Raw genomic sequence first — 16,926 nt, forward strand, 5'->3', positions numbered from 1 at the left:
CCTGGCCATGCTCCGCCGTGTGCGCGACAGGATCGACAGGGACTACGCCCAGCCGCTCGACGTCGAGGCGTTGGCCCGCGGCGTGAACATGTCCGCAGGGCACCTGAGCCGCCAGTTCCGCAACGCCTATGGCGAGCCGCCCTACAGCTACCTCATGACGCGGCGCATCGAACGTGCAATGAATCTGCTGCGGCAAACGGATATGTCAGCACGGATGTCTGCTTCGCCGTCGGATGTTCCTCGCTGGGTACTTTCAGTACCAGGTTTGCCGAGCTCGTAGGGGTGCCGCCCAGCGTCTATAAACGCCGCGCGAAGGCCACGCATGGCATGCCTTCGTGCGTGGCAAAACAGGTCACCAGACCGATCAGGAATCGAGAAGCACCAGCTGTTGGAGCCCACCTAGACTGACCGCATGAACCTTTCAATCCACTGGACATTCCTTCCGCACACCGACCCGGACGCCACCTTGGCGTTCTACAGGGACACCCTCGGCTTCGAGGTGCGCAACGACGTCGGCTACGGCGACATGCGCTGGATCACCGTTGGCCCGCCGGATCAGCCCCAGACGGCAATCGTCCTGGAACCACCGGCAGCTGACCCCGGCCTCACCGACGACGAGCGCCGCACCATCGCCGAACTGATGGCCAAGGGCAGCTACGCGCGGATCGTCCTCGGGACCACTGACCTGGACGGTACTTTCGAACGCCTGGCCGCAAGCGGGGCCGAGGTAGTGCAGGAAGTGATCCAGCAAAGCTACGGGATCAGGGACTGCGCCTTCCGCGATCCCGCAGGCAACATGATCCGGATCAACGAACTCTCCTGAGCATCCCGGAAGAGCTGTTTAGATAGAGTCACAGGCCGCCGTCGACGACGCCGCCCACTAAAGATGGAGACACAATGACCACCACGGATACCCGGCAGCCTGCGATCCACGTTGCAGACACCCATGACCTGATCCGTGTGCAGGGTGCGCGCGAGAACAACCTCAAGGACGTCAGCATCGAGATCCCCAAGCGGCGCCTGACGGTGTTCACGGGTGTGTCAGGATCCGGTAAAAGCTCCCTGGTGTTCGACACCGTTGCCGCTGAATCCCAGCGCATGATCAACGAGACCTACAGTGCCTTCGTGCAGGGTTTTATGCCCAGCGTGCCGCGGCCGGACGTCGACGTCCTCGAGGGATTAACCACGGCGATCATCGTGGACCAGGAACGCCTGGGCGCGAATCCACGCTCCACGGTAGGCACTGTGACCGATGCCAACACGCTGCTGCGCATCCTGTTCAGCCGGCTCGGCCAGCCGTACATCGGCGGCGCCACCGCTTTCTCGTTCAACATCCCCACCACCAAGGCCAGCGGCCTGATGACGTCCTCCACCGGGGAGAAAAAGATCGTCAAGGACGTGGTGTACCTGGGCGGCATGTGCCCGCGCTGTGACGGCCGCGGCTCGGTCTCCGATATTGACCTCACGCAGGTGTTCGATTCCAGCAAGTCACTCGTTGAGGGCGCCATCACCATCCCCGGTTACACCGCTGACGGCTGGATGGTGAAGGCGTACATCGAGTCGGGCTTCTACGATCCCAACAAGCCGGTGGGGGAGTTCACCAAGAAGGAACTCCACGATTTCCTGTACAAGGAGCCGGTCAAGGTCAAGGCCGGCGGCATCAACATGACGTATGAGGGCCTGATCCCCAAGATCACCAAGTCCATGCTGTCCAAGGACATCGATTCGCTGCAGCCGCACGTCCGGGCCTTCGTCGAACGCATCGCAACTTTCGCTACCTGCCCGGAGTGCGGCGGGTCCCGGCTTACCGAGGCCGCGCGGTCATCCAAGATCGACGGCGTGAGCATTGCGGACGCGTGCGCCATGCAGATCACGGATCTTGCAGACTGGATCCGCGGACTCCATAAGCCAAGCGCCGCCCCGCTGCTGGCTGCGCTCCGTGCGAACCTGGACGCCTTCGTGCTGCTGGGCCTCGGCTACCTGAGCCTGGAGCGCCCTTCCGGTACTCTGTCCGGCGGCGAAGCCCAACGGATCAAGATGCTCCGTCACCTGGGCTCGTCCCTGACCGACGTCACATACGTCTTCGACGAGCCCACCATTGGCCTGCACCCGCATGACATCCAGCGGATGAACAAGCTGCTGCTCCAACTCCGGGACAAGGGCAACACAGTCCTGGTGGTCGAGCACAAGCCCGAAGCGATTGCCATCGCGGACCACGTCGTCGATCTCGGCCCGGGCGCAGGCAGCGCGGGCGGCACCATCTGTTTCGAGGGCACCGTGGACGGCCTTCGTTCCAGCGGCACCCTCACCGGCCGGCACCTGGACTTCCGTGTCAGCGTGAAGCCGGAGGTCCGCAAACCCACTGGCGCACTTGAGATCCGTGGGGCCAAGGAGAACAACCTCAGGGATGTCGACGTCGATATTCCGTTGGGCGTGCTGACTGTGGTCACCGGCGTGGCCGGCTCCGGGAAGAGCTCGCTGATTCACGGTTCGGTGGCCCGGCGCGAGGGCGTTGTATCCATTGACCAGAGCGCCATCAGGGGTTCCCGGCGCAGCAATCCTGCCACCTACACGGGCCTGCTGGAGCCCATCCGCAAGGCGTTCGCCAAGGCCAACGGCGTCAAGCCCGCACTCTTCAGCGCGAACTCCGAAGGCGCCTGCCCCAGCTGCAAGGGCGCCGGCGTGATCTACACGGAGCTCAGCTTCATGGACACTGTGGAAACCCCGTGTGAGGACTGCGGCGGCAAGCGTTTCCAGGCTGCCGTGCTGGAGTACACACTGGGCGGGAAGAACATTGCCGAGGTACTGGAAATGCCGGTGGCGGAGGCTCACCAGTTCTTCAACACCGGTGAGGCCAAGACCCCTGTTGCCGCCAGGATCCTCTCCAGGCTGGAGGACGTGGGGCTGGGCTACCTGTCGCTCGGCCAGCCACTCACCACGCTGTCCGGAGGTGAACGGCAGCGCATCAAACTGGCCAACGAGATGGGGGAGAAGGGCACCATCTACGTGCTCGACGAGCCCACCACCGGCCTGCACCTGGCCGACGTCGAGAACCTTCTGAGGCTGCTGGACCGGCTGGTTGATTCCGGAAAGACAGTCATCGTCATCGAGCACCACCAGGCCGTGATGGCGCACGCTGACTGGATCATCGATCTGGGGCCCGGCGCAGGGCACGACGGCGGCGCCATCGTTTTCGAAGGAACGCCGGCGGAGCTTGTCTCCGGCCGTTCGACCCTGACAGGCGAGCACCTGGCCGATTACGTCAACTAGCGGTTGAGCTGGAGGCGCCCCCAGCTCCATGTGGTCAGCGCGCCGAAGGCTGCAGCCGCTGCGATGGTTACGCCGAGTTGGGCGGCCGAGGCGGCGTCCCCGCCGCTCAGGGCCCAGAGTGCCGGGGCGGCTGCGGGGATCCAGCCGCCGGAACCGGTGAGTGCTCCGACTTGCGCGACTACAACCAGGCCGATGGTCGCGCCGATCGCGGCGAGGATCGACCTGGCGATGGTCGCGATCCAGGCAACGGGCACTGCCGCGGCGGCGGTCAGCACCCCCAAGATCCATTGCCGGCCAAGTGCTTCCCAGGCATCGGTGCCGGGTAGTCCGTAACCCAACGCCAGGCCAAGCAGGAGGATGCCGGCGCAGAGCATCAGGCTCACGGCCACGGACCACACCGCATAAACAGCCAGCTTCGCGGCTGCAATGCGGCTCCGGCTGACCGGCAGTGCGAACAGTCCCGTGATGGTTCCGTCCGTGAACTCCCGGCCTACCATCCAGGACAGCACAACTCCGAAACCGACGAACCCGCCAGCGGAGGTGATCTGGGCCGCGGCCGCCAGCAGGCCATCCCAGTCCAGCGTTGAGGCAACTGGGCCGACCTTCGAAACGATCGCGGGGTCGCCGCTGGCCAGCGCTGCCGTGATGCCGCCGAGGATGGCGAGCGTACCGATCACAATTGCTGCAGTACTGATAACGCCAACGGTGGAGCGGCGCAGTTTGAGGGCTTCGACCCAGATCACATCGATCACCAGGGCCCCCTCGCCGACTCGGGGCGCTGCTCGTCATCGATCCGGATGCGTTCGAAGAAGACCCGTTCAAGGTCGTCCTGTTCAGTGTCGAGTTCTCCGATAAGCCGCCCGGCATTCATCAGGAGTATCCGGTCGGCAACACGGGCCATCTCGTCAAGGTGGTGGCTGCTGATGAGGATGGCTGCGCCTTGGGCGGCACGTTGAGTGAGATGTTCACGGAGCCTGATGACAGATGCCGGGTCAAGGCCGTTGCCGGGCTCATCGAGGATGACCAGCCGTGGCTTGTGCTGCAGTGCCGTGGCGAGCCCTGTCCGTTGACGGTTACCGAGCGACAGCCGCCGGAATATCCGCTCAGCAACGGGTTCCAGGTGCCACTCCGCCAGGGCCGCGTCGACGTATTCCGGGTCAGCACCCCGGAGCTTGGCGGCGATGCGTAAATTCTCACGGACGGTCAGCTCTGGATAGGCCAAGGCAACTTCAACCATTGCACCTACTTGCTTCCACGTCCTGCGCGGAAGCCGCGCGAGTGGCGTTCCGAACAGCCGCACCGCGCCTTCCTGTGGACGCAACATGTCCAGGGCAAGGCGCATGAGGGTGGTTTTTCCTGCACCATTCAGGCCCACGAGCGCGACGATCTCGCCAGGTTCCACGCCGAAGGACAGATTTTCGACGCGCGCACCACTGCGGTAACCCATCCCGACGCCGTCGAAGGAGATCAAAGTTCCCTTAGTGCTGTTGCCCACGTAGGAATCGTCGGCTACATATGCCTGCGGCGCAAGGGTACGGAAGCATGCCCCGAGACCAATGCTGCCCGGCAGCTTTGCTTACGTTGGCTGGTTGGTCTGCCGGTGTGAGGAAAAGCGTCCAGCATTGGCGAGTTCCCGCCGGGTCCCACTCACCTTAAGCTAACGCCGATAATCTACATTATGTAAACTAACGCGTTTTCGCCGCTACCCCAGAAGCCCGGGCTAGCTGACGCTCTCTTCATCAGGAACGTCGTATCGCGAAGCCACCGACACAGAATCCGACTGCTCCTGGCCTTCCAGAATGGCTTGCTCCCGGATCGACTGTGCCGGTGAAACTGAACCCTGGGAAACCGGCGCCCGGTGCAGGTCGATCAGCAAGGCTGCCATCTGGCGCGCCCTGGCGGCCGCATGATGATCCCCCTCGGCTGATGCCACGATAGATCCCTTCAGCAGGATGTGCAGGGACCAGGCAAACGATTCAGGATCCCGGATACCCGCGTCCACCGCGAGGCAGGCCAGCTGCCTGCGGGTGCGCGCCAGGTACTCAATACTGGCTTTGCCGAGCGGATGGTCAGGGCCCATCTCGATCATGACGTGAAGGAACGTGCTGACCTCAGCGGCGCCGCGCTGGAACCAATCGTCGAAGACGTCGAAGATTGCCAGGATTGCCTGCTCGGGCGAACCCGATGACCGTCGTGCAGCAGCTGCCTTGTCGATGGTTTCGTTGCGCTCCTCATACCAGCGCTCCAGATATGCGCGGACAAGGTCATCCTTTGTATGGAAATGCTTATAGAAGGTGGCCTTCGCCACCTTCGACTTGGCAATCAGTTCGTCGACTCCCACGTCCCGGATTCCGCGCCGGGCGAAGAGCTCGAAGGACGCGTCCAGGATCCTTTGCCGCGGAGGGATGTTTGGGTGCGTCCTGCTTTCACCAGATTCCATCCTTCGATGCTATCGACCGACAGACCGGTCTGTCTATTTAGCTGGACAGCAGATCCCGCTCCCCCATCCCCTAGGGAATCGGCGCCGAATCGGGCCGATTTTCCGCCGAGAATCGCGCAAGTAGCAACAGAGGATGACATAAAGCTCCCACCTTCGAAACAATTCGCAAGTAGACAGACAAGGTATTCTACCTTTATCGTTGTGTTCATGACGGGTTGAGCAACCAGCCCTATTGCAGCCCCTTGGCAGCGCCAAATTAGCCAAGTCGGCCGCTACGGCCCCTCTGAAAGAAGGACCTTATGAAACTCATGGAACGCCCCGCCGCGGCGCTAGCGGGCGGCACAGAAACTCCCCTGATCGCTGGGCGCTACCGTCAGCTGGAGAAAATCGGAACCGGCTCAACAGCTACTGTCCACCTGGGGCATGACGCCCTCCTGGGCCGCCACGTGGCCATCAAGATGATCCAGACGCCAATGCCCGCCGTTCCTTCTGAGGACGCCGAAGTCCAGGCATTGACCACCATGCAGCACCCGGGCGTAGTGACACTCTTTGATGCCATGCCGGGCGATCTTCGTGAAGAAGGAACTTCCGGCCTGGTCCTGATCCTTGAATTCGTCGACGGGCCTGACCTGCGTTGCCTGCTCCGGAACGAGGGCGCCCTTCCGGAAGCGGATGTCGCGGCCCTCGGAATACAACTGGCCGATGCTCTTGACTACGTACACAGCCGGCAGGTAATCCATCGGGATCTGAAGCCAGCCAATATCCTCCTGGCCAAGGATGATCGTGAGGGCAAATCCTGGATGCCCAAGCTCGCCGATTTCGGGATTTCCCGTTCGGCCGACCCCGAGCTCACCCTGGAAGATGCGGTTGCAGGGACGCCTGCTTACCTGAGCCCCGAACAAATCAAGGGTGAGCAACCGGGAACGCCCAGCGATATTTACTCGCTAGGCCTGATCCTGCTCCAGTGCTTTACGGGAGAGATGGCCTTTCCCGGGCCTCCGTTGGAGAGTGCGATTGCGCGTACGCTGTCCGGTCCGGAGCTTCCTGACGGGCTGCCCCGGGCCTGGCGGAGTCTTTTGACGTCGATGACTGACCCTGATCCCGCCGCACGACCCGCCGCTGCCGATATTGCACACCGGCTTCGGACCCGGCATCCGGAGCATGCTGCTGCCTGAACCAGACAACAGGTTGCCATTCGATTCGCAAGGAAAGAAGGTTGTTGTGAGCAGTCCCCATTTTGAAGCGTTTCTCGCCGAAGCCACCCGGGAAGAACCGGACGTTGAAGCGGGTCTTAGCCGCGACGAACTCTACGGCGTGTACATCAGCTGGTGCCTCATGAACAATGAGGAGGCCAGGCCCGCCACGGCCCTCTGGGCAGCCCTTCGGGCCCAGGGAACAGTGCCCGACAGCAACCGGCTCGTCATGACGGGTCCCGCCGCTGCGGACTACATTATCGCCGGGGCGCCGGAACTCCCCGATGTCCTGGATGATCCGTTCCTTGCACCGGAGCTGTTGCTCGCCGAGCCGGTTCTGCAGGTAAGTTAGCCTGCGCTACCCGCCGCCGGCTGGTCCCAGGGAGCGTCGCCGGGCATAAGGACCGCGCGCAACGCGGCAAGCGCCACGGGGAGATCTTCGAGCTCCGGGTGCCAGGCCTTTTCCCACTCCAGTGATGCCCAGAAGGTGCCATCTCCCTGGGATCGGATGGCCTGTTCCGCGATGCCGGCGATCGCGGCAAGGGGAATCCCGCCATGGCCGGGAATGGTCAAGGTCACGTCCCCGGGGCTGGCGCCCAGTACGGCGTCTTTAAACTGGCAGTACGCCAAAGAACCGTTCAAAGCGGATGCTGTCTCCTCCGGTTGCTCGCCGTACCGCCAGGGATGCAACACGTCCCAAATAGCCCGCACGGTTCCCGCCGGTTCGGACAAGGCCAGAATCCGGGCAATGTCCGAACCTGTGGGATGTGAATCGTGGGTCTCAAGCAGCAGTTGGACACCCAGCCGGGATGCATGATCAGACACTGCAGACAGGCGGGTGGCCGCTGTGCGGTCCCAGGACACAGATTCGCCGGCGCTGGCCCGTCCGCTCCCGGCGGGAACCTGGGCTCCGGGAAAGACCCGCACTCCCCCGGCGCCGAGAACGGCAGCAAGCTCCAGCGCCTCGTTGAGTTGACGAATGACTTCAGCATCAGGCTCCGGCGAACAAACCCTGATATAGCTGGAGATCGAGATCAGGCTCAGACCGGCGCCTTCCAAGCGGCGCCGCACAGCGGCTGCGGCCTGGCCTGACATCGTGACACTGACGGCCTCGTCCTCGCCCAGCCGCAGTTCCAGCCCTTCTGCTCCCCCGGCCTCGGCGATCCTTATCAGTTCATCTATCCCATCCCCGGGCATGCCGAGGGAGGAAAAAGCCAGCTTCACGCGGAACGCCCTGAAATCGAAGAAGCCACGCCCAGCTCGGCCATCGGACCCCCGACATACGGCTTAGTTGTGGATTGGCGCACATGCAGCCGGGGAATGAACTCGAGATGTTCTGTGGCCATCGTTTCGGCAGGCGGACGACCCGAACCGGCGGCCGATGCTCTTTCTGCAATACGTGTCAGCAGCCTTTGTACCGCGCGATGACCTACCGCGCTTTTCCAAGGTGCGACGGCGGTAAGGGGAACGTGGGCAACCCCCGCAATAACGTCGTCGTACCCGGCCAGCGAAACCTGGTCCGGGACGCTGACGCCGGCGTCTTCAAGCCACATCATGCACCTGACGGCCAACTGGTCATTGTGGACGAAGATGCCCGTGGCACCCTCCCGGACTGCCTGAAGCAACAATTCTGCGGCGTCCTCTGAACCGGCCCCGCCTTCATCTATGACACCGAGCGACTCCAGCCCAAGGGACTCAACGGCGGACAAATACCCGGAGCGCACCTGCGGTGCGTTGGGGCCGGCGATCATAACGCAGGCGAGCTTGCGGTGCCCGAGTTGCGAAAGGTGCCTGATGGCCAGGGCAGCGCCCGCGGAGTGCGCTGAACTGACGGAGTCGAGTATTGCTGCAGCACCTGTAGACGACACCTGGCGTTCAACGAGAACCACAGGAACCGACAATGAGACCAGCCATTCCTGCTGCTCGGCATCCAGTTCACCAGTGACGAAATCTGGCGTGGGTGCCACAACAAGGCCGTCAACACCCTTGTTGGTAAGCCGGGCGACCTGGTGCATCTCTGTGGCTTTGTCGTAGTCCGAGACACCAAGCACCAGCCGCGCGCCGGCGGCGGCAGCAGCGGCCTTGGCCCCCGCGATCACGCCGTCGAAGTAGTAGTTGCTGTGCGGCACTACCAGGCCGATCGTTTTGGGCCCGTCTGAGACCGCAGCCGCATGTTCCGAGACGGGAGCGACAGCGCCGTGGGTCCTGTGCACCAGACCCTGGCCCGCAAGTTCCTCCAGGTCGCGGCGGATCGTGACCGCTGAGATGTTCAGCCGCTGGGCCAGCTCCAGGACAACCTGCGGCCCTTCCTGCTGAACGATCTCAAGGATCGCCTGGCGTCTTTCCGTTACGCTGCGTGCCACAACAACCCCTTGTAATTGACTGAATGATCGATCTGATCATAGTCCACACTCTTTCGAGCCAATGGTCAATGAACGCGCCGAAAAAGTATGATTTCAGAGCGGCGAACCTACCCGATTCCGGGCAGTTTTCGGGTCAAAGTGATCATTTCTTTCGTTTGAACCAGATTTTGGATCATTTTGGTCAATTGCGCTTGACTGGCACAAAACGGTCCCCCACCATGTGAGAGGGGCCACATTCAACAAGGAGTAATCTTCATGCCACTCAATCGCAAACCAAGCATCGTCATCGCAGCAGGGCTGCTGTCCGCGGCACTGCTCGCCGGCTGCGGCGGAGCAGAAACGGGCACCACTGCCTCCTCTGCACCTGCCGAGCCGCAGGAGACGGTCGAAATCACCTTCTCGTCATGGCTGAAGGGTTCAAAGCAGGTCGTTGACGCATTCAACGCCGCCCAGGACGAAGTCAACGTGACGTTCAACGAAGTTGCCAGCTCGAAGGACAACTACCCGCAGCTGACCAACCAGGTCAAAGCCGGTAACGCGCCGGACGTAATCACCGTCGAATACCCGCGCGTCGCCGAAATGGCCAGCCAGGGTGTCCTGAAGGACATCACCAAGGAAGCCGGTGACCTCGTCAAGGACAACTACTCGGAGTCCACGCAGTCCCTGGTCAACTTCGGCGGATCGACCTGGTCCGTACCGCTGGACGCAGGCGTCCTGCAGATGTACTACCGTGCAGACCTGTTCGAGCAGTACGGCATCGAAGTACCCAAGACCTGGGAAGAATACAAGGCCGCCGCTGAAAAGGTTGTAGCAGCCGACCCGAACGTACGCCTCGGAGCCAGCGCAGTAGGCGACGGCGTGATGTACGCCGCGCTCGCATGGCAGAACGGCGCCAAGTGGGGAGACCTCGACGGCGATTCCTGGAAGGTTGACATCGCTTCGGACAAGTCCAAGGAAGCACTGGAGATCCACCAGGAAATGTACGACGAGAAGCTCCTGTGGTCCGACGAAGCTCCGGTCCTTCAGCAGAAGCAGGCTGCAGGCCAGATGCTCTCCGTGATCAGCGGCTCCTGGTACGGTGCCGGCCTTCAGTCCACGTACGCGGACCAGGCAGGCAAGTGGCGGATCGCACCGGTGCCTTCACCGACGTCGACGCCTGCTGCAGCACTGTACGGTGGCTCGACCTTCGGTATCTCGGAAAACAGCGAGAAGGCTGAAGCCGGCGTGAAGTTCATCAAGTGGATGACCACCACCCCTGAGGGTATCGAAGCCCGTATCGCCGGCGGTACCTCCACCGTCTTCCCCGTGAACGAGGAAGCCCGCAAGGCTGCATCCAAGGCGTTCGCTCCCGACTTCTTCGGTGGCCAGAACATCTACGAAGTTGCCGGCGAAGGCCTGGCAAACGTTCCTGAGGGCTGGGTCTGGGGTCCGGGTACCGCTACCACGCTCGCCAAGCTTACTGATGGCAGCGCACAGGTAAAGGCCGGCAGCACCAAGCTTGCCGACATTCTCCCCCCGGCGCAGGAAGCCACGGTTGCTGACCTGAAGAACCGCGGAATCTCCGTCAAGTAACACACTCCTTGTCAGCCCGCCGGCCGCCCCCCTGGCCGGCGGGCTGATCAAGGTCCATTCAGTACCACCCATTCGAAGGGAAAAGTCATGACAGGCGCCACCACAACGGCCCGATCCACCGTCATACGCCGTTCACGCCGCCGGTCAGGGAAACACGCATTTTTGTTCCTGGCTCCATTCTTCGTGCTGTTCCTGGCGTTCACCATCGCTCCGATCGGATATTCCGGTTTCCTCAGCCTCTTCACCGAAAAGTCCAGCGGACTGGGCCTTGGCGGGGCCACCCGGGTCTTCAATGGCCTGGAAAACTACGCCCGCGCGGTGCAGGATCCCTCCTTCCTGGTCGGCTTCCTCAACATCGCCATCTACTGCCTCTTCTATATCCCGGTCATGATTGGCCTGTCCCTGGTAGTCGCACTGTTGCTTGACTCCACGGCAGCCCGCGCCAAGGGATTCTTCCGCCTCGCTTTCTACATGCCGAACATTGTTCCCGGCCTGATCGCGGCAGTGATCTGGGTATACCTCTACACTCCCGGCGTCAGCCCGCTGGTGGACATTTTCGAGAGCACCGGATCCACTTGGGATCTCGGCAGCCACATTGCCGCCCTGCTCTCACTGTCAAACATCACCATCTGGCTCCACACCGGCTACAACGTCATCCTCTTCTACGCTGCCCTGCAGGCAGTTCCTCGCGAAGTCCTGGAAGCCGCCACTGTTGACGGCGCCGGACCCATCCGCACCGCCTTCGCCATCAAGGCACGCATGATTATGGGCGCTGTAAGCGTCGCGACGCTCTTCACCGTCGTCGGTGCCATGCAGCTGTTCGCCGAGCCCCTGCTCCTGAAGAGCCGCGCCACGTCCATTGACAGCAACTGGACCCCCAACATGTTCATTTACCAGACGGCCTTCGAGAAGCACGACTTCGGCTATGCCGCAGCAACCGCACTGCTGTTCGCCGTCTTTATCGGCGCCCTGTCCTGGGCCGTTACCAAGTTCGGATCGAAGGTGGACTCATGAGCCCGATCGCAACACAACCCGTGGCACACGGAACCGCAGCACCAGCCCCGATGCCTCCGGTGAAAGCCCGCAAGCAGCGCCAGTCGGGAAGCGCCTGGTCTTCCAAGATTGCTGTCAACGCAATGCTGCTCCTGTTCTGCCTTTACACGCTCCTGCCGCTGACGTGGCTCATCGTGGCTTCCACGAAGACCACCTCGGACCTCTACGGCACCGGCGGATTCGTCTTCGCTGACTTCAACCTGATCGAAAACCTGGTCCTGCTGTTCAGCTGGGAAAACGGAACCTTCGTCCGGTGGATGGTCAACACGTTTGCCTACGCAGGCCTCGGCGCTTGCGTTTCAGTGGCGGTGTCCTTCCTCGCAGGCCACGCCTTTGACAAGTTCGAGTTCCCGGGCAAGGAACGCTGGTTCGGCTTCGTCCTGGTTGGCGTGCTGGTGCCTGCTGCCGTGACCACCATGCCGCTGTACCTGCTGGCCTCCAACCTTGGCCTGGTCAACAGCTTCTGGGGTGTCTTCCTTCCCCAGGTGGCAAGCCCGTTCGGCGTCTACCTTGCGCGGATGTTCAGTGCCAGCTACGTGCCCAAGGAACTCATGGAAGCAGCCCGGCTGGACGGCGCAGGCGAGTTCCGCGCCTTCCTGACGATCGCCGCACCCCTGATGAAGCCCGGCATCGTGACGCTCTTCCTGATGACGTTCAGTGCCATCTGGAACAACTTCTTCCTCCCCCTGGTGATGCTGAGCGATACCAGCCTGTTCCCGGCAGCCCTGGGTATCTACTCATGGCACGGACGCACTGTGGCGGATCCTGAATTTGCACAGCTCGTCGTCGTGGGTTCACTGGTTGCCATCATCCCGGTCATCATCCTCTTCATCTCCCTGCAGAGGTTCTGGAAGTCCGGCATCGGAGCAGGAGCCCTGAAATAGAAACGAACCAGCTCCCGTCCCGGTCCACACGTCCCAAGGCGGTCCTTGCCATGGACAGCGGGCTCCCGGAGAGGCTGTTTACTCCAGCCGTCTTCGAGGAACTCAAGACCGCAGTGGACCTGCAACCCACACTGCTGACGAAAGCCAACGCTGCGGAGTACCCGCTGGAAGACGTCGAACTCATCATCGGATGCTGGGGGTGTCCCCAGCTGGACGAGGCCATGCTGGACCGGATGCCTCGACTGAAGGCGGTCATCTACACGGCTGGTTCCGTCAAGGAGTTCGCTACCGAGGAACTGTTCAGCCGCGACATCACGGTAACCTCCGGCGCGGACACCAACGCGCTGCCAGTGGCCGAGTACACCCTGGCCATGATTCTGCTGTCCGGCAAACGGATCCTCGAAATCGCGGATGGCTATGTGCGCAGCCGGAAGTACCGTCCGTTCGCTGTTGAACCTGCCCGGTGGGGCAACTATGGCCTGAAGGTCGGCGTCGTGGGCGCATCCAGGATTGGTCGAAGGGTGATTGAACTGCTGAATCCCTTTGACGTTGACGTGGTCTTCTACGACCCCTTTGTTCCGGAGGACATTCTTAATGCCCGCTCGGTCAACCTGGACGAGCTGCTCAGGGAAAGCGACGTGGTCAGCCTGCATGCACCGGAGGTGCCGGCAACCTTCCAGATGATCAACAAGGACGCCCTCGCACTCATGCGTGATGGGTCAACGCTGATCAACACGGCACGTGGAAGCCTTGTGGATACGGCTGCGCTGACTGCCGAGCTGGCGTCAGGACGCCTGCACGCGGTCATCGATGTGACCGACCCTGACCCGCTTCCCGCGGATTCAGCACTTTTCAATGCACCGAATCTGGTGTTGACTCCACATATTGCCGGTTCCCAGGGCAACGAGCTTCACCGGCTTGGTGAGGCCGCGTTCCGCGACGTTGAACGCTTCATCGCGGGCCAGCCGCTCCTCAACCAGGTCAAAGCCGAAGTGCTGTCCCACACGGCCTGACCACTCGAAAGCCAGTCATCATGTGCGCCGAAAGCGTGCCCCGTACGTCGTAGAAGGAATTCCGTGCCCCACTCCATCCTTAGTTACAGGGACTCACAGCTGTTCCGCTCCGATGTTCCCCACCGGATCCTGGCTGGCGCGATCCACTACTTCCGGGTGCACCCGGACCAGTGGGAGGACCGGCTCCTGAAGCTGCAAACCATGGGGGCCAACACCGTTGACACGTACGTCGCATGGAACTTCCATCAGCCGAAACAGGACGGTGCGCCCGACTTCACCGGCTGGCGGGACCTTGGGGCGTTCATCGATACCGCTGCCCGGATCGGCCTGGACGTCATTGTCAGGCCGGGACCCTACATTTGTGCCGAATGGGACAATGGCGGGTTCCCGGCCTGGCTGACGGGGACCCCCGGCATCGGCCTGCGGTGCATGGATCCGGAGTTCACGGCCGCCATTGAAGCGTGGTTCGACGAACTGCTCCCGATCATTGTTCCGCGGCAGGCGGCCCACGGCGGCCCGGTTGTTGCTGTCCAGATCGAAAACGAATACGGCAGCTACGGCGACGACCAGGAATACCTGAAGTGGAACAAGCAGGCACTTCAGGAGCGCGGTATCACAGAGCTTCTTTTCACAGCCGACGGCGGAACAGACTACTTCCTGGACGGTGGCGCCATGGAAGACACTTGGGCAACGGCCACCCTCGGGAGCCGGGGCGATGAAGCGATAGAGACGTGGCAGCGCCGCCGGCCGGGCGAGCCCTTCTTTAATGTTGAGTTCTGGGGTGGCTGGTTCGACCATTGGGGCGAGGAGCACCATGTCCGGGATGTCTCAGAGACCACTGAAGAAGTCCGGAAAATTCTTGACCTGGGCGGTTCCATCTGCCTCTACATGGCCCATGGCGGCACCAACTTCGGGCTGCGCTCCGGAGCGAACCACGATGGCAAGGTACTCCAGCCGACGGTCACGAGCTACGACTCTGACGCGCCCATCGCCGAAAACGGGGCCCTGACAGGGAAGTTCCATGCTTTGCGCGGCGAGTTCTTCAAGGCGCAGGGCATCATGGATCCCCCTCCGCTTCCCCGGGAACTGTTGGAGCCTGCGCCGGTCCTTCCGGCTCAGTCGCTGTCCGTTGTACCCGGCAAGTCCCTGCTGTCCATCCTGCGCTCTGCCGGACCTGCAGTCAGCAGCGTTCGTCCCCAGTCATTTGAGCAGTTGGGACTCGACGCCGGCATGGTGCTGTACAGTGCGAACCCGGTCCTGCCCGGCAAGCCCGGTGAACCTGCGGAAACCCCTTTGCGGATCCTGGGGCTTGCCGATCGCGCCCATGTCTGGGTGGACGGCGAGTTCGCCGGGGTCCTCGACGATCAGACTGCTGCAGACGGCCTTATGGTGACCGGAACCGGCGCGCGTGTCCGCCTGGAGATCCTTGTGGAGAACCGTGGCAGGATCAATTACGGACCGTTGACAGGTCAAGGAAAAGGCATCCTGGATGGCGTGCTGGTCAACCAGCGACGCACCTTCAACTGGACGCACGTTCCGGTTGCCCTGGACGAGTGGGAAACGAAGGAACTGGAGCTGCTCTCCTCGGCCACGCTGGAGGTTCAGACACCCGCAGACACATTCCTGGCCCTCCCGGGCTTTGGCATGGGATTTGTCTGGGTCAACGGATTCCTGCTCGGCCGATACCAGGAAACGGGCCCACAGGTCACGTTGTACGTCCCGGCCCCGCTGCTGCATTCCGGGACCAACCGGATCCAGATTCTTGAGCTCGGACAGAGCGGCACCAAGGTCGAGCTCCGCGAGGAACCCGACCTTGGCGCGCCCAGCACCGGCAAGATCGCCGCTGCTGAACTTTAGCGAAACACCACGAGCCCGGAACCGGCATCGACCGGGCCTGCAACTCCCACGAGGACATCCATGAAAATCGCCATCTTTGAAACATCCGAGGAAATCGGTGCCTACGCCGCCGACATCATTGAACGCCGGCTCGGAAGCGGCCGGCTGAAGGTGCTTGGCGTGGCAACAGGGTCCTCTCCCCTGCCCGTCTACCGCGAACTGGCTGCCCGGAAACCTGACGGCCTGTCCGGACTGTCGGCTTTCGCCCTTGACGAATACGTAGGGCTCAGCCCCAGCCACCCGGAAAGCTACCGCGCAGTCATTGACCGGGAAGTGACGGTTCCACTGGGTCTGGATCCGAAACGGGTGCATGTACCGGACGGGTCTGCCGAAAACCTTGAGGATGCCTGCACCATATATGAGGAACGGATCAAGGCCTTTGGCGGGATCGACATCCAGCTGCTGGGTATCGGCTCCACAGGGCACATCGGATTCAATGAGCCGACGTCTTCCCTCAGCTCCCGCACGCGGATCAAAACGCTGACTCCGGAGACGCGCCGGGATAACGCGCGCTTCTTTGCAAGCCCCGATGAAGTGCCCACACATTGCCTCACCCAGGGCCTCGGGACGATCATGGACGCCCGGGAAGTCATCCTGGTTGCCCAGGGAAGTTCGAAGGCCAAGGCAATCGCGGGACTCGTCGAGGGTCCCCTCAGCGCCATGTGCCCCGGATCAGTGCTCCAGATGCACCAGCACGCCACCATCCTCGTAGATGAAGAGGCCGCGGCAGAACTGCAGGGGACCGAATACTACAAGTACGTGACGGCCAATCTTCCGGCGTGGCAGCGGTAGCGGCACATGCGGGATGAGGGACGTTAGTCGCCCACCATCAGGGCTGCAACGGCACTGATTTCCACCAGTGCGCCGGGCACTCCCAGTCCGGCGACCCGCGCCGCAGTCACCAGGGCCGGTTCATCGGAGGCAAGCTCAGCCGCGATCGCGCCATACCCCGCGCCGATATCAACGCCATCCACAAAGAGCACAGTCCACTGCACCACGTCCGCCAGGGTGGCCCCCGCGGCAGCCAGTGCAGTCCTGGCGTTTGCCAGGGCTGTGGCCGACTGCAGCGCAACGTCCCCCTCCCCCAACAGCCGCCCATCGGCGTCGACGGCGTTTTGGCCTCCCACATAGACGGTGGTGGCGCCCGGAGGCACCACCGCGACATGGCTGAAGGCCGGACTGCGGACAAGGCCCTCGGGACGAATGCGCTGGATGGATCCCATGCCGGTATGCTCTCACGGC

General features: G+C 62.4%; 16 protein-coding genes and 1 pseudogene. 11 read left to right on the top strand and 6 right to left on the bottom strand.

Annotated elements, in window-relative coordinates:
- Window positions 1–7 precede the first annotated feature (7 nt).
- The 3 genes and pseudogenes from ACPJW8_RS09065 (at window position 8) to ACPJW8_RS09075 (ending at window position 3,270) form a co-directional block, all read left to right on the top strand.
- Window positions 8–408, top strand: a pseudogene (locus ACPJW8_RS09065) (helix-turn-helix transcriptional regulator).
- 4 nt (window positions 409–412) lie between these two features.
- Window positions 413–823: a VOC family protein gene (locus ACPJW8_RS09070; RefSeq protein WP_330188840.1), complete on the top strand. Its 411-nt coding sequence runs from the start codon at window positions 413–415 to the stop codon at window positions 821–823.
- Between the two features lie 74 nt (window positions 824–897).
- Window positions 898–3,270, top strand: coding sequence for an excinuclease ABC subunit UvrA (locus tag ACPJW8_RS09075; RefSeq protein ID WP_330188841.1), 2,373 nt, complete (start codon window positions 898–900; stop codon window positions 3,268–3,270).
- Here the strand turns inward: ACPJW8_RS09075 and ACPJW8_RS09080 are convergent.
- The 3 genes from ACPJW8_RS09080 to ACPJW8_RS09090 form a co-directional block, all read right to left on the bottom strand.
- Window positions 3,267–4,022: an ABC transporter permease gene (locus tag ACPJW8_RS09080; RefSeq protein WP_330188842.1), complete on the bottom strand. Its 756-nt coding sequence runs from the start codon at window positions 4,020–4,022 to the stop codon at window positions 3,267–3,269. The two genes, ACPJW8_RS09075 and ACPJW8_RS09080, sit on opposite strands and share 4 nt — an antisense overlap.
- Window positions 4,019–4,765 carry an ABC transporter ATP-binding protein gene (locus ACPJW8_RS09085; RefSeq protein ID WP_330188843.1) on the bottom strand — a complete coding sequence of 249 codons (747 nt, stop codon included), beginning with the start codon at window positions 4,763–4,765 and terminating at the stop codon, window positions 4,019–4,021. The genes ACPJW8_RS09080 and ACPJW8_RS09085 overlap by 4 nt, the downstream gene beginning before the upstream one ends.
- 225 nt (window positions 4,766–4,990) lie before the next feature.
- Window positions 4,991–5,710, bottom strand: a complete 720-nt coding sequence (locus tag ACPJW8_RS09090) for a TetR/AcrR family transcriptional regulator (protein WP_330188844.1) — start codon at window positions 5,708–5,710, stop codon at window positions 4,991–4,993.
- Window positions 5,711–6,009: 299 nt separating this feature from the next.
- Here ACPJW8_RS09090 and ACPJW8_RS09095 point away from each other — a divergent pair, with 299 nt between their 5' ends.
- Window positions 6,010–6,885 carry a serine/threonine-protein kinase gene (locus ACPJW8_RS09095; RefSeq protein ID WP_330188845.1) on the top strand — a complete coding sequence of 292 codons (876 nt, stop codon included), beginning with the start codon at window positions 6,010–6,012 and terminating at the stop codon, window positions 6,883–6,885.
- A gap of 46 nt (window positions 6,886–6,931) precedes the next feature.
- Window positions 6,932–7,255 carry a hypothetical protein gene (locus tag ACPJW8_RS09100; RefSeq protein WP_330188846.1) on the top strand — a complete coding sequence of 108 codons (324 nt, stop codon included), beginning with the start codon at window positions 6,932–6,934 and terminating at the stop codon, window positions 7,253–7,255.
- On the opposite strand, the gene ACPJW8_RS09105 is transcribed toward ACPJW8_RS09100, so the two are convergent.
- Entirely contained in the window at window positions 7,252–8,127 is an 876-nt protein-coding gene (locus ACPJW8_RS09105; protein ID WP_330188847.1) for a sugar phosphate isomerase/epimerase, read from the bottom strand. The two genes, ACPJW8_RS09100 and ACPJW8_RS09105, sit on opposite strands and share 4 nt — an antisense overlap.
- A complete protein-coding gene (locus ACPJW8_RS09110) occupies window positions 8,124–9,266 on the bottom strand; it encodes a substrate-binding domain-containing protein (RefSeq protein WP_330188848.1) in 1,143 nt (380 codons plus the stop codon). The genes ACPJW8_RS09105 and ACPJW8_RS09110 overlap by 4 nt, the downstream gene beginning before the upstream one ends.
- Before the next feature lie 255 nt (window positions 9,267–9,521).
- Here ACPJW8_RS09110 and ACPJW8_RS09115 point away from each other — a divergent pair, with 255 nt between their 5' ends.
- From ACPJW8_RS09115 to nagB, 6 genes are all read left to right on the top strand, one after another.
- Window positions 9,522–10,838: a sugar ABC transporter substrate-binding protein gene (locus tag ACPJW8_RS09115; RefSeq protein WP_330188849.1), complete on the top strand. Its 1,317-nt coding sequence runs from the start codon at window positions 9,522–9,524 to the stop codon at window positions 10,836–10,838.
- Between the two features lie 162 nt (window positions 10,839–11,000).
- Window positions 11,001–11,852 (top strand): sugar ABC transporter permease, encoded by an 852-nt coding sequence (locus tag ACPJW8_RS09120; protein WP_330188850.1) that lies wholly within the window; start codon window positions 11,001–11,003, stop codon window positions 11,850–11,852.
- Window positions 11,849–12,775 (top strand): carbohydrate ABC transporter permease, encoded by a 927-nt coding sequence (locus ACPJW8_RS09125; RefSeq protein WP_330188851.1) that lies wholly within the window; start codon window positions 11,849–11,851, stop codon window positions 12,773–12,775. The genes ACPJW8_RS09120 and ACPJW8_RS09125 overlap by 4 nt, the downstream gene beginning before the upstream one ends.
- A gap of 50 nt (window positions 12,776–12,825) precedes the next feature.
- Window positions 12,826–13,788 carry a hydroxyacid dehydrogenase gene (locus ACPJW8_RS09130; RefSeq protein WP_330188852.1) on the top strand — a complete coding sequence of 321 codons (963 nt, stop codon included), beginning with the start codon at window positions 12,826–12,828 and terminating at the stop codon, window positions 13,786–13,788.
- A 63-nt stretch (window positions 13,789–13,851) separates the two neighbouring features.
- Window positions 13,852–15,645, top strand: coding sequence for a beta-galactosidase (locus ACPJW8_RS09135; protein ID WP_330188853.1), 1,794 nt, complete (start codon window positions 13,852–13,854; stop codon window positions 15,643–15,645).
- 60 nt (window positions 15,646–15,705) lie between these two features.
- Entirely contained in the window at window positions 15,706–16,476 is a 771-nt protein-coding gene (gene nagB / locus ACPJW8_RS09140; protein WP_330188854.1) for a glucosamine-6-phosphate deaminase, read from the top strand.
- A gap of 23 nt (window positions 16,477–16,499) precedes the next feature.
- On the opposite strand, the gene ACPJW8_RS09145 is transcribed toward nagB, so the two are convergent.
- Window positions 16,500–16,907: a RidA family protein gene (locus ACPJW8_RS09145; RefSeq protein ID WP_330188855.1), complete on the bottom strand. Its 408-nt coding sequence runs from the start codon at window positions 16,905–16,907 to the stop codon at window positions 16,500–16,502.
- Window positions 16,908–16,926 lie beyond the last annotated feature (19 nt).

Origin of the sequence: Pseudarthrobacter sp. J47 (assembly GCF_049810315.1) — a bacterium.
Taxonomy (GTDB): Bacteria; Actinomycetota; Actinomycetes; order Actinomycetales; family Micrococcaceae; genus Arthrobacter.

Coding starts and splice junctions, on each gene's coding strand:
- ACPJW8_RS09130 (WP_330188852.1), top strand. CDS start 12,826: ATGGACAGCGGGCTCCCGGAGAGGCTGTTTACTCCAGCCGTCTTCGAG.
- ACPJW8_RS09095 (WP_330188845.1), top strand. CDS start 6,010: ATGAAACTCATGGAACGCCCCGCCGCGGCGCTAGCGGGCGGCACAGAA.
- ACPJW8_RS09115 (WP_330188849.1), top strand. CDS start 9,522: ATGCCACTCAATCGCAAACCAAGCATCGTCATCGCAGCAGGGCTGCTG.
- ACPJW8_RS09090 (WP_330188844.1), bottom strand. CDS start 5,710: ATGGAATCTGGTGAAAGCAGGACGCACCCAAACATCCCTCCGCGGCAA.
- ACPJW8_RS09125 (WP_330188851.1), top strand. CDS start 11,849: ATGAGCCCGATCGCAACACAACCCGTGGCACACGGAACCGCAGCACCA.
- ACPJW8_RS09075 (WP_330188841.1), top strand. CDS start 898: ATGACCACCACGGATACCCGGCAGCCTGCGATCCACGTTGCAGACACC.
- nagB (WP_330188854.1), top strand. CDS start 15,706: ATGAAAATCGCCATCTTTGAAACATCCGAGGAAATCGGTGCCTACGCC.
- ACPJW8_RS09070 (WP_330188840.1), top strand. CDS start 413: ATGAACCTTTCAATCCACTGGACATTCCTTCCGCACACCGACCCGGAC.
- ACPJW8_RS09145 (WP_330188855.1), bottom strand. CDS start 16,907: ATGGGATCCATCCAGCGCATTCGTCCCGAGGGCCTTGTCCGCAGTCCG.